General features: G+C 46.2%; 14 protein-coding genes. 9 read left to right on the top strand and 5 right to left on the bottom strand.

Going from position 1 to position 11,795, the window contains the following annotated elements; all coding sequences use genetic code 11:
• The first annotated feature begins 170 nt into the window (after nucleotides 1-170).
• Entirely contained in the window at nucleotides 171-527 is a 357-nt protein-coding gene (locus L0M13_RS16065) for a DUF4181 domain-containing protein (RefSeq protein ID WP_235197442.1), read from the top strand.
• 216 nt (nucleotides 528-743) lie between these two features.
• On the opposite strand, the gene L0M13_RS16060 is transcribed toward L0M13_RS16065, so the two are convergent.
• Together L0M13_RS16060 and L0M13_RS16055 are read right to left on the bottom strand one after the other, a co-directional pair.
• The gene (locus L0M13_RS16060; RefSeq protein ID WP_235197441.1) at nucleotides 744-944 is read right to left on the bottom strand and encodes a hypothetical protein; all 201 of its coding nucleotides are present in this window, start codon (nucleotides 942-944) and stop codon (nucleotides 744-746) included.
• Between the two features lie 103 nt (nucleotides 945-1,047).
• The gene (locus L0M13_RS16055) at nucleotides 1,048-1,896 is read right to left on the bottom strand and encodes a metallophosphoesterase family protein (RefSeq protein ID WP_235197440.1); all 849 of its coding nucleotides are present in this window, start codon (nucleotides 1,894-1,896) and stop codon (nucleotides 1,048-1,050) included.
• Nucleotides 1,897-2,061: 165 nt separating this feature from the next.
• Between L0M13_RS16055 and L0M13_RS16050 the strand changes: the two genes are divergently transcribed.
• From L0M13_RS16050 to L0M13_RS16040, 3 genes are read left to right on the top strand one after another with little or no spacing between them, the layout of a single operon-like run.
• Nucleotides 2,062-2,832 carry an isocitrate lyase/PEP mutase family protein gene (locus tag L0M13_RS16050; protein WP_235197439.1) on the top strand — a complete coding sequence of 257 codons (771 nt, stop codon included), beginning with the start codon at nucleotides 2,062-2,064 and terminating at the stop codon, nucleotides 2,830-2,832.
• Nucleotides 2,833-2,850: 18 nt separating this feature from the next.
• Entirely contained in the window at nucleotides 2,851-3,435 is a 585-nt protein-coding gene (locus L0M13_RS16045) for a bifunctional transcriptional activator/DNA repair enzyme AdaA (RefSeq protein ID WP_235197438.1), read from the top strand.
• A complete protein-coding gene (locus L0M13_RS16040; protein ID WP_235197437.1) occupies nucleotides 3,432-3,935 on the top strand; it encodes a methylated-DNA--[protein]-cysteine S-methyltransferase in 504 nt (167 codons plus the stop codon). The genes L0M13_RS16045 and L0M13_RS16040 overlap by 4 nt, the downstream gene beginning before the upstream one ends.
• 69 nt (nucleotides 3,936-4,004) lie before the next feature.
• Here L0M13_RS16040 and L0M13_RS16035 read toward each other — a convergent pair whose 3' ends face one another.
• On the bottom strand, nucleotides 4,005-4,766 hold the full coding sequence (locus tag L0M13_RS16035; RefSeq protein WP_235197436.1) for an SDR family oxidoreductase: 762 nt from the start codon (nucleotides 4,764-4,766) through the stop codon (nucleotides 4,005-4,007).
• 142 nt (nucleotides 4,767-4,908) lie between these two features.
• Here L0M13_RS16035 and L0M13_RS16030 point away from each other — a divergent pair, with 142 nt between their 5' ends.
• Nucleotides 4,909-5,475 carry a TetR/AcrR family transcriptional regulator gene (locus L0M13_RS16030; protein WP_235197435.1) on the top strand — a complete coding sequence of 189 codons (567 nt, stop codon included), beginning with the start codon at nucleotides 4,909-4,911 and terminating at the stop codon, nucleotides 5,473-5,475.
• 251 nt (nucleotides 5,476-5,726) lie between these two features.
• On the top strand, nucleotides 5,727-5,891 hold the full coding sequence (locus tag L0M13_RS16025; protein WP_235197434.1) for an aspartyl-phosphate phosphatase Spo0E family protein: 165 nt from the start codon (nucleotides 5,727-5,729) through the stop codon (nucleotides 5,889-5,891).
• 90 nt (nucleotides 5,892-5,981) lie between these two features.
• Here L0M13_RS16025 and L0M13_RS16020 read toward each other — a convergent pair whose 3' ends face one another.
• Both L0M13_RS16020 and L0M13_RS16015 read right to left on the bottom strand, forming a co-directional pair.
• Nucleotides 5,982-6,887 carry an ABC transporter ATP-binding protein gene (locus tag L0M13_RS16020; RefSeq protein WP_235197433.1) on the bottom strand — a complete coding sequence of 302 codons (906 nt, stop codon included), beginning with the start codon at nucleotides 6,885-6,887 and terminating at the stop codon, nucleotides 5,982-5,984.
• Nucleotides 6,887-7,636 (bottom strand): ABC transporter permease, encoded by a 750-nt coding sequence (locus L0M13_RS16015; RefSeq protein ID WP_235197432.1) that lies wholly within the window; start codon nucleotides 7,634-7,636, stop codon nucleotides 6,887-6,889. The genes L0M13_RS16020 and L0M13_RS16015 overlap by 1 nt, the downstream gene beginning before the upstream one ends.
• 119 nt (nucleotides 7,637-7,755) lie before the next feature.
• Here L0M13_RS16015 and L0M13_RS16010 point away from each other — a divergent pair, with 119 nt between their 5' ends.
• From L0M13_RS16010 to uxaC, 3 genes are all read left to right on the top strand, one after another.
• The gene (locus tag L0M13_RS16010) at nucleotides 7,756-8,472 is read left to right on the top strand and encodes a response regulator transcription factor (protein ID WP_235197431.1); all 717 of its coding nucleotides are present in this window, start codon (nucleotides 7,756-7,758) and stop codon (nucleotides 8,470-8,472) included.
• Complete coding sequence (locus tag L0M13_RS16005; RefSeq protein WP_235197430.1) at nucleotides 8,459-10,168, top strand: sensor histidine kinase; 1,710 nt, start codon at nucleotides 8,459-8,461, stop codon at nucleotides 10,166-10,168. Before L0M13_RS16010 ends, L0M13_RS16005 begins: the two co-directional genes overlap by 14 nt.
• Nucleotides 10,169-10,330: 162 nt before the next feature.
• The gene (gene uxaC, locus L0M13_RS16000) at nucleotides 10,331-11,749 is read left to right on the top strand and encodes a glucuronate isomerase (RefSeq protein ID WP_235197429.1); all 1,419 of its coding nucleotides are present in this window, start codon (nucleotides 10,331-10,333) and stop codon (nucleotides 11,747-11,749) included.
• Nucleotides 11,750-11,795 lie beyond the last annotated feature (46 nt).

Genomic DNA, 11,795 nt, shown 5'->3' with positions numbered 1-11,795 from the left:
TCCTTCAAAAACTAAATAGTAATCATTACGTTTTAAAGTATAGAGAAGATGAAAATAAAACACAAGCGGTTTTTAAAATTTTTATTCTTGCCCTTAATTTGGAACTTTTCTCCAACTGTTGCGTAAAGAAGGTAGAAGAAAAAGAAATTGGGAGAAAGGGGGCGGCATTCATGGAAACGATTTTCTTGTTTCTTGGTTTGATGGTGGTATTTTTCGGAGCCGAGTATTTAATGCGGAAACTCTTGAAAGTCGAGAAAGTCGATCTGTCGGAAACGCCTGGCGGAAAGATCAGCAACTGGGGAAGGGGAATTATTTTAGGGGTTGCTCTTATAGCCATCTTCTTATTTCTGGACGATTTTGATGATGCGATTTTATGGTTCTGGATTTACTACTTTCTGGCTTTGGGTATACTCGAAGCGTTCTTGGAATGGAGATACTTTCCGGATTCCAAGTCGTATCTTGTATCGCTGCTGCAAATCCCTTTCGTTATTGGGTTCCTGCTCATCGCTATTTATCTGCTTAGTTAGCAAAAGCCTTCCGCTAAGGAAGGCTTTTTTAGTTGTATTCAGATTTTAGGATGAGAGAAGTTCCAGGAATTTGGGGAGGATCGGACTGGTTCACCCATCCATGCCAGTAGATGCGCACCCGGTCGCCCGGCTCGTATTTCGATTTCAGGTTACGATTGATCCACGGAATCGAGTACGTGGCTCCTAAGGTCGGATCTTCGCTGCTTTTTTCGTCAATCAACTCGAGAATTTCTTCCGCGTCTTGCCTTTTGTTTCATCTTTCGGCAATTCAACAACGTGGAGACGCTGTTCACCATCTGTCGTTTTCCTAATCTCCATCACATAGCCGACATCAACATTTTGGCTCATCCGCCAAAAGACAATAGCCAAAACAATTACAACAACAATAACTATAGGTACCAGAATTCTTTTTCCCATTATTCCCCACCGCCTAGCATTTCACTGTTTAGAAGATTTTACCATAAAGAAGGCGGAAAAACAGGCAGACCTGGAAAAGGCCTGCCTGTTTGAATAGATTAAGTTAGACTTTCTCGGTTTTTCGCAGCGGAACCACATGCTTCACGTCGCTGTCAGGTCCGAGCAGCTGGCGGTTCAGGGAAAAATGCGGAATGGCGTGGCCAATTACTTGTGCGCATTTCTGCAGTTCAGGGTCGTAAAGGTCAATCGTCTCGATACTGATTTCTGTATCGGATACATCAATGACGCGCGCCGTCTGTTCATCAAGCACGGCTGCCAGCTGCACAAAATTCCACTGTTCGCGAACGGCGATGGAGTTGCAATGGTTATGGCCGTTCATATAGAGGCCGGCGCCTTGTTTTTTATTCAACACTTCCCATACCGGAATGCCGGGATGGATGCTGCGAGATTCTTTATCTGATTGGATGGTGGTGTCATAGACGGGATGGTGCCCGAAGACGATGAGTGGGCGATTGCCGCTTTGTTCGACGACGCCTTCTAGCCAATATAGCTGAGCGGGATCAAGTGCACCGCCGCAGTCGCGATAATCCTGCTCTTTTGCCGTATCGAGAAAAGCGAGCACTGCTTGGTCGGTTGAAATGTCGCGGTAGCGTTTCTGCTGCGTGATGGTCAGCACTTCATGGCGGGTTTGCCCGTAGAGATCGTGATTGCCAAGGACTTGAACAAACGGCTTTTGGTGCTGATCGATGATCGCATAGATTTCTTCGAGCTCCTCTTTCAAACCGTAATTCGTCAAATCGCCGATGGATACGTACAGGTCTGCCGGAATCGAGAAAAAACGTTCCATAAAATTTACATAGAACTTTTTTCGGTCCTCCTTTATGAACGCGTATTCCTCTGCAAGTGCTGGATAGTGCAAGTCGCCGATTACTGCAATTTTCATCGTCTTCATCGTCTCCTCTCTATCATTCCCTTTAAGTATCGCAGACGAATGCTAAGTCCACTTTAAGCCCATGTTAAGATTTGTAAACTTGCAGACCATAAGTGCAAGAATGAGGACGAACCCGTCTAAACCGCTTGGTAGAATGAAACCAGGAAGACAAAGGGGGAAGCAATCATGGATAACATCAACGCTTTTTGGGAAATGCATCAAGGGGACAAGGTATTATTTCTGGGAAATGCCTGGGACGGTGCCTCGGCGAGAATGCTCGCAGCAGCTGGATTTCAAGCGATTGGCACCACCAGTTGGGGAATTGCCGATTCTTTTGGATTGCCGGATGGTGAAAAAATGGCATTTAATATGCATTTGAAGATCATTCAGGAAATTGTCGGGAGTGTGGAGATTCCTGTGTCTGCAGACATTGAATCTGGATATGCGGAAGATAACGAGACCATCGTCCGGCATGTATTGCAAGTCGCAAAAACCGGAGCGGCAGGCATCAATATTGAAGATTCGATGAAAAATGGAGATGGTCTTCGGGATAGAGCGGAACATGCAGAATGCTTGAGCGCCATTCGTTCTGCGCTGGATGCTGCCGGTTATGAACGTTTCTTCATCAATGCGCGGAGCGATATCTATCTTCAGGAAACTCCGTCGCAGGAAGAGGCGGTGAAACGTGCAAAAGCCTATGAACAAGCAGGGGCAAGCGGGATTTTTCTGCCGGGATTAAAGGAAGAAAATGCCGTCCGCGAGCTGGTGGATGCACTCGAAGTGCCCCTGAATTTATTGTCGCTGCCGGGTTTGACGAATGTGGAAAAATTGAAGAGTTGGGGAGTTCGCCGCTTCAGTATCGGCAATGCGCTTTCGGATAAAATTTTCGCTATAATGAGAGAAGAAGCTAAGCAAATGGTAAATTCCGGCGAGACATCCCGTTTATATGCCAGGTAAAAGGAAGGGGTTCCGAAAATGAAAAACACGCATTTTTCATTTGAAGAAATGTGGGAGAAAATCATGGCCTGCGACCCGGGCTATGACGGCTTGTTCTATACGGCGGTAAAGACGACTGGCATTTACTGCCGTCCATCCTGCCGTTCCCGGAAACCGAAAAAAATCAATGTTGAGTTTTATTTCTCGCAGCACGAAGCGGAAGCGCACGGCTATCGCGCCTGCAAAAGATGCCAGCCGAACGCCGGACTGTCGCCGAATACGGAAGTGGTGCGGGAAGTGGCCTTATTTCTCGCGGCCAATTACAGAAAGCCTTTGCTGTTGCAGGAAATTGCGGATCATGCAGGCCTCACGCCGTCTTATCTGGACCGGATTTTCAAACAAGAGACCGGGGAAACACCGCTCGCTTATTTGAAACGGATCCGCGTCGACAAAGCGGCGCATCTTATTGAACACAGTGCCTTATCCAATCTTGATATCTGCTACGAGGCGGGATTCCAAAGTCCGTCCAATTTCTATAAAGCGTTTAAAACGATCAAACAATTATCTCCCGGCGACTACCGCAAAAACGGTGTACAAGCCGGGACAAGGAGGGCCTTATCATGAATGAAATGCATCTGCTCGATCTGCCGTCACCGGTCGGCATTATTGAAATTGCCGGAAATGCAGAAAGCATCCATTCGATCCTATTTACAGACCGAACGGAGCCGCAGCATCTTCTGACCGCCGAGACACCAAAGCCACTCAAACAATGCGCGCAGCAGCTTGAAGAGTATTTCAAAGGTGAACGCATGGATTTCGATTTGCCGCTCTATTCCATCGGGACGCCTTTTCAGCAGGAAGTTTGGCAGGCGTTGATGGAAGTCGAATACGCGAAAACCGCCTCCTATAAGGAGATTGCCGTTGCGATTGGCCGCGACAAAGCAGTGCGTGCAGTGGGGAGCGCCAACAGCAAGAACAAGCTGACCATCGTTGTCCCGTGCCACCGCGTCATCGGTTCGAACGGTACGCTGACGGGCTATGCCGGCACCCTCGAACGGAAAGAATGGCTGCTTGGGCACGAGCGGGCGGTGAGAGAACGGCAAGCGAATGCAGTAAGCAGGTAACAGCAAAAAGCCCCGGTTCGAAGTGAACTGGGGCTTTTGCTGTTTTATTGTTTAGCGGACAAGGTTTTTTTAGAACGCTGCTGTCCAGCCGCCATCTGCTGTTACAACTGTGCCATTGACGAAGTTTGATTCGTCAGATGCCAAGAACAAAGCAACTTGTGCAATATCTTGTGGCTGGCCAACGCTCGGGATAACCGCTTGAGCTAAGCGTGAGCGGCCCATGCCAAATTCGTTGATGTTCTTCATAGAAGCGCTGATGTTGGTTTCAACTGCTCCTGGGGCAATCGCGTTGCAGCGGATGCCTTCTTTTGCGTACATAAAGCCAGTGTTTTTCGTCATGCCGACTACTGCGTGTTTTGATGCGCCGTAAGTAGCGCCAGCATGTGCACCGTTCATGCCGCCAGTTGACGCGATGTTGATGATATTGCCTTTCTTTTTCTCCAAGAAGATCGGAATGGCTTTACGCATAGCGCGCATTACGCCTTTCGTGTTGATGTCGAAAATCAGGTCCCAGCGTTCATCTGTAATGTCGCCGACCGGCTCAAATCCGTCCATGATGCCGGCATTATTGACTAAGATATCAAGCGTGCCGTAATCGTTGACTGCTGCATCGATCATGCTTTCCACGTCTTCTTGCTTTGCTACGTTCGCTTTAACCGCTTTTGCAGTACCGCCGTTTGTTGTGATGCCTGCAGCGACTGCTTCTGCACCTTCCAAGTTCAAGTCCGCTACGATGACTTTCGCGCCTTCAGCTGCGTATAATTCCGCAATCGCTTTTCCCATACCGGATGCTGCGCCTGTTACTACTGCTACTTTGCCTTCTAATTTCATCAATAAAACCTCCTGTTTTTTAATGAACAACTGTATAATAAAATTATAATCCTTTTGAGCAATCGCTTACAATAAGCAAAAAATGAATAACTGTCTATTAAAGAACACAAATTAAAAAACTGTCTAATAAGAGGTGGAAATAATGAAGCAATTGGATTTGCGCATCATCAAAACGAAAGAGTCTTTAAAAGAAGCATTGATGCTCCTCTTGAAAGAAAAGACCTTGAACTCCATTTCTGTGACGGAAATTTGCCGATTGGCGAAAGTGAACCGCGGCACTTTTTATACGCATTACGGCCAAGTGGAAAATCTTTTTGAAGAATATTTCAAGGAAATCATGCAGAATTTAAAGGATTCTTATCTGGAACCCTACAAATATGCTTGGACCATCCATACGAAAGAATTGAATCCGGCGACGATCCGGATTTTCCATCATATCGAAAAATACGAAGAATTCTACCGGATTGTATTTTCCAAAACAGCTCCTTTGAACTATTATTATTTGCTGTTCGACCATCTCCAGCAATTGCTGGACGAAGATATGCGCCTTCATGGCAACGACAAAATCGATACGGGCATGCTGAGTGCATATCAGGCCAATGCGATCCTTGGGTTAGTTATAGAATGGCATCGCCAGGATTTCAAACAAAACGCCGAAGAGATGAATAAACTATTGGTGGAATTATTGAAATATGTAACTCAAGATTAAGCGAAACAGGACTTTTGATTTTTTATTTAATATTCTAAGTAGAGTAAATAAGACGATTGAACCATTTCATTATTTATGTAATGATTGCATTAAGGGGAAATCTTTTCCTTTTTTAGGAGGGAATTGATAGTCTCGTGTAGAAAGTCTATAATAGAATAGATTCTATTGGATGTACGATGTCTTAACCAAGCAGAAAAGCTTGGATTTCCGCATGGGCACTAGGCCCCGCCAAAGAAGGAGGAGGTTCGGTGATGACGGACTTTGAAGAAAAGCAAGCATTGATGATCCATTCCGGATTAACAAAAGGTTTGACGCATCCTGAAACCATCCGCATTTCACAAGAGCTGGATGACCTACTTAATGAATTGATGAAACAGTCTTCGAATTTGAAAAGACATAGTGAAACCAAGAATTAGAAAATACCCGTAAACAATGAACCGCAGTGAAATGGCCGATGCCTTTCACTGCGGTTTTTGCTTATCTTTTGTTTATCTTTTGTTTATATTCTACTCCGCTAAGAACATTTCCTCTAAGGAAGGCTCATTTACTTCCACCCGGAAAATATCGACTTGGCAGCGGGTGAAGGCCCGTATGATTTCCGCAATTCTTTTTTCGCTTCCGACTGTAATTGAAGTAGAGCCCGTTTCTTTCCGCAATTCAGAACCCGCTGTCTCAAGCCAAGTGTAAAGATTGTGGGATTCGCCTGCTGGAACTGGACCGTGCTTCAGTTCAACCGTAATGGCGGAGCGGTAATAAGATCGCAGCTCGTCCATCGTCCCGCTTTTGACAATGCCGCCGTCTTTCATAATGGCAATCGTCGTGCAGATCTTTTCGACTTCGTCTAGGTTATGGGAAGTCATGAAAACGGTCTTGCCGCGCTCTTTCAATGATCCGATCAATTTATGGATATGCAATGCCGATTCCGCATCGAGGCCGGAAGTCGGTTCATCGAGGAAAATCAGGTTCGGGTCGTGAATGATGGCTTGGGCAATGCCGAGTTTTTTCTTCATCCCGAAAGAGAATTTGCCGACTTTTTTATTGCCGGCATTTTCTAGGCCGACTTGGTTCAAGACCTGTCGGCATTCGGCAGTGGAAACCGGCTTCCCGGATAGGGAGGACAAGAATTTCAGATGCTTCATGGCATTCATCGAATTGAACAGTGTGGAGTAATCCGGCATGACGCCGATATGCTTTTTCATCCGTTCGTCCGGACCTTCCACGCCTAGAATCGTAAAGCTGCCGCTTGTCGGACGGGTGATGCCGGTCAGCATATTGATGAACGTGGATTTTCCTGCCCCGTTGCGCCCGAGGAAGCCGAAGATTTCCCCTTCTTCAACAACAAGGTTAATGCCGCTCACGACGGAGGTGGAGCCATATGTTTTGTTCAGTAACTTCGTTTCAATCGCTTTCATCAAAAATCCCTCCTGTTAAAAATCAGTGCAGCCGCTGCCAGCAGCAGCCCGGCGAGCCCAAAAATAATCAAAAACTGATACGTGTCTTCCATCAAATAATAATACGGGCTCGCGAATTTGAGCCATGAAAACCACGGATTGTCTGTAAAGACCAACCAAGCGCCAAGCGCCGGAAACAATAGGCCGATGACGATTCCGAGAAACATGGTCGCGGACGGTTTCGGGATGGCGACAGACAGCAAAATCGTCAAGGCGATCTGGAATGTGAGCAAAGCCATCACTTGAGAGAAGATGAAGAAATCGAACTTCAAAGCAAAAATGGCGATTACTAAAAATGAAATCACAAGGCATGTAAACCAGAACAGCCAAGCACCGGCAAATTTGCCGAGCAGGATTTGCAGCCGGGAAGTCCGGGTGACGAGAAACCGCATCGTGCGTTCATGGCTTTCTTTGTTGATGCTGTCATGCGACAAACCCATCACGAATAATTGGCCGAAGATGAACAGCAGGATCAGCAGCCCGACGGTATGGATATCGGCCATTTCCTTTTCAGTAAGCGCGATGCCGGACGCTAATAGTCCGGAGAATTTCGCTGAATAATAGGATGTGAGGAGCAGTATGGCGATGATGATAATGGATTTAACGCTTTTGAACATGCTGATGAATTCTCTTTTTCCAATGGCAATCATGATGATTTCCCTCCAAAGTTCTTTTGGGCGCAAAGCCCGTTTGCTTGTATCTGTCTTCATTATAAAACCGGTTCCTTAAGCTGAAAGAACCGTTGCCTTAATTTTTCCTTAATTCTCCTTAATTAAATCACGGGAATGATATGATAAATAAAGGAAACAAGATGGAAGGGAATGTCTCGATGAAAGACCCTCAATTATTGATCGTAGAAGATGAACAAGCGATTTTACATATGCTGTTAACCATTTTAAAAAGGGAAGATTTTCGGCATATCGATACGGCCGGCACTGCGGAAGAGGCGCTGGAATTATGCAAATCGAAATCTTATGATCTGATTTTGCTGGATGTCATGCTGCCGGGGCGGAGCGGCCTCGAAATCTGTCCGCTCATCCGGGAGATCTCGGACGCGTCGATTTTCTTTTTGACCGCCCGCTCAACCGATCTCGATAAATTGACCGGATTTGCGATGGGGGCGGACGATTACATCACGAAGCCCTTTAATCCGCTGGAAGTGGCAGCCCGCATTAAAGCGCATCTCAGAAGGCGGCTTGGCAATGTGCCAAAGCTTGAACCGGCGCTTTTTGAATACGGTGCACTTTCTGTCAATCCGAACGCAGGTGAAGTGAAAGTTCACGGGAATCCCGTTGAATTGCCAGCTCAAGTATATCAATTGCTGCTGTTTTTCTGTAAGCATCCTAATCAATTATTCAGCAAAAGCCAGCTTTATGAAAATGTATGGGGCGAAGAATTTTTCGGCGAAGACAATACCGTCATGGTCCATATCCGGAAATTACGGGAAAAAATCGAAGCCGATCCCAGCAGTCCGGCGTTGATCGTAACCGTTAGAGGACTTGGCTATAAATTTGTTCCAGGAGGAGGCAGCCATGAATCTGCATAAGCGGTTTATGGTGCAGTTCTTTATCCAGCTCTTCCTGTTGTCATTCGTTTTTCTGGTATTCATGCTGACGCTTTGGGGAGCAATCGGCTATTTCATCACTGAAGATGAAGCAGCCCGGGATTTAGCGGATGCAGAAAGCAGTTATTTTGTGAATCAATTCGATTTCGATAAAAATGGCGCTTCGATTAAAAGCGATTTGAGAAAATTGGCGGAAGCTCAAGACGGCTGGCTGATCTTATTGGATTCCAATGGGCGGGTCCTGGATTCTTTCAATACCGATGGAAAACTGCCTGAACAGTTTGCAGTCGAAGAAATAGCAGCGCGAATTTGGAGCGATTCGGCTGACGGGCAGCATCATTATTGGGAATTGGAAAATACGGGGCGGGGAACCTTGTTTTTACTTTACGGCAAGGAGAACCTTGCTGCCCAATGGCTCGCTTTGGCTGAACCGGCAATTGACTGGGAAAAAGAGGACTTGAATTTAGCGGCGGAGTTGAAAGCAGAACTGGAGGAAGAAGCGGCTTGGATGCAATTGATTGGTCCGGATGGCAAAGTCCTTGATAGTTACGGGGATGTAAAAGAACAGGAAAACTATACTATCCGAAAAGTTGGCGAGTTGACTGCGGACCACCGTTCTACGGCGATAAAGACAGATCCTGAAACCGGGAAAGCGGTGATTGCAGGAGCTGCGGCACCACCATCCGATGCGCTGGAAACCATATTGAAAACACGGAATTTCTATATCGTGCTGGTCGTCCTGTTGATTTTGTTAATCGGCGGCACGCTTTGGTATGCGCGGAAATTCGGCATGCCGCTTCTTGTCATGATGCAATGGATTAAAAATCTCGGGGACGGACGCTACGAACAACCCGTGAACCAAAAAAACGAGTCGTTGATTACTAAACGAAATGGCAAAACCAAAAAGAAATACCGGCTCTATAAAGACCTTGTCGCCACGCTTGAGCAATTGACGGCTAAGCTGGAATTGCACCAGCATCAGCAAAAGCAGTTGGAGAGGACGCGGGAAGACTGGATCAGTGGGTTGTCGCATGATTTGAAAACGCCTTTATCGTCGATTTCAGGCTACGCGCAAATGCTGGAATCACCGGATTATGAATGGTCTGCACAAGAGATCCGGGAATTTGCGGCCATTATGAATGATAAATCCACTTACATGATGGATTTATTGGAAGAATTGACCTTGACATTCCGTTTGAAAAACCAAGCCTTGCCGCTTTCGAAAGAGACAGTAAACCTTAATGAATTCATCCGCCGGATCGTCATCCAGTTCATCAACGATCCGGCGAACGGAAATTGGAAGTTTTCCTTTTATGCCGCTTCTGACAGTGTCGACGCTGCGATCGACCCGAAGTGGTTCCAGCGCATTATTGAGAACCTGATTGTCAATGCGATGAAATACAATCCAGCGGGAACGGAAATCAAACTTTCCATTTCAGCGATTGAACAGCATCTAGCGGTGATTGTCATTGAAGACGACGGTGTTGGCATGGAAACGGAAGTCCTGGATAAATTGTTTGACCGCTATTACCGCGGGACGAATACCCATGATTCCAGCACAGGCACCGGACTTGGGCTTGCGATTACGAAACAGCTTGTCCAGCTGCACGGCGGTTCTATCCAAGTAGCGAGCACACTTGAAAAAGGCACTTCTGTCCGCATTATCGTACCGGTTTGAAAAGAAGGGACAGCTCCGCAAGGGCTGTCCATTCTTTTATGTGAAAATACTCAATCTCATGGTGCAACTTGAATTTTTCAAAAAGACAGGCTATGATAAATCCAAATCTTTTAATTTGTTTGGCGATCAAACAAATTAAAGAAATTGAAAAGGGGTTAGAGGATGAAAACATTCATAACAGAAGATTTCTTATTGTACAATGACACCGCTAAGGCGATTTATCATGGGACAGCAAAGCATTTGCCGATCATCGATTACCATAATCATTTAGATCCACAAGAGATTTTAGAAGACAAGAACTACCGGAATTTAACGGAAATCTGGCTTGCGGGAGACCATTACAAATGGCGGGCGATGCGGGCGAATGGAATCAGCGAGGATTACATTACGGGCGATAAGAGCGATTACGAAAAATTTATGGCGTGGGCGAAGACCATTCCGAATTTGATCGGCAACCCTCTTTATCACTGGACGCATCTGGAATTGCTGAATTATTTCGGCATCGATGAAGTATTGAACGAAAAAACAGCGCCAGCCATTTGGGAAGAAGCGAACCGCAAACTTGCGACACCGGAACTTTCCGTCCGTTCGATTTTGAAAAAAGAACAAGTGACGTTCGTTGGCACGACAGACGATCCGACTGATGATTTGGCAGCACACAAAAAGCTCGCGGAAGAAGGCTATGAAAGCACTGTTTCTCCATCATTCCGTCCCGATAAAGGACTTGGAATCGAAAAAGACGAGTTTTTATCATGGGTAGAAAAATTAGAAGCGGCAGCAGGCTTCGCCATCGAAGATTATGCAGCCTTTTTGAAAGCGTTATCCGACCGTGTGGATTATTTCGAAGCGCACGGCTGCCGGAGTTCTGACCACGGAATTTCCGTGCTGTTTTACGAAGAAACAGATAAACAGCAGGCTGGAGCCGTTTTCCGTAAACGGTTGGATGGAGAAGAATTGTCGGCGGCAGAAATCGATCAATTCAAGACCTATACGCTGCTGGAACTAGCGAAGCTCTACACAGAAAAAGGCTGGGTGATGCAGCTTCATATCAATGCCCTTCGCAACACGAATACGAAAATGTTCAGACGCATCGGTGCGGATGCCGGTTTTGATTCGATTGGAGATTTGTTGCTTGCGGATAAATTGGTCGGTTTGCTTGATGCAATGGACGTCAAAGACCAATTGCCAAGAACGGTGCTCTATAGCTTGAACTCACGAGATAATAATATCTTAGCTGCAATGGCGGGCAATTATCAGAACGATGAAGTTCCTGGGAAAGTCCAGGCAGGCACGGCGTGGTGGTTTAATGACCATATCGATGGCATGGAAGCGCATATGAAAACTTTGGCCAATATTGGGCTTATCAGCAACTTCGTCGGCATGCTGACGGATTCACGAAGCTTCCTGTCCTTCTCACGGCATGAATACTTCAGAAGAATTCTTTGCAATCTACTGGGTACGTGGGTAGAGGAAGGCAAAATGCCGAATGATCCGGAACTCTTGGAGAAATACGTGAAGAATATTTGCTATTACAACGCTGAACAATTCTTCCACGTAAAAGCACAAATTCCCACTGCTTAATAAAACACGTTAAACAAAAAATCCCCCTCCGCAGTTCGGAAGGGGG

It is taken from the genome of Planococcus sp. 107-1 (assembly GCF_021513255.1).
Taxonomy (GTDB): domain Bacteria; phylum Bacillota; class Bacilli; order Bacillales_A; family Planococcaceae; genus Planococcus.
This window is presented reverse-complemented; position numbering and strand designations above follow the sequence as displayed.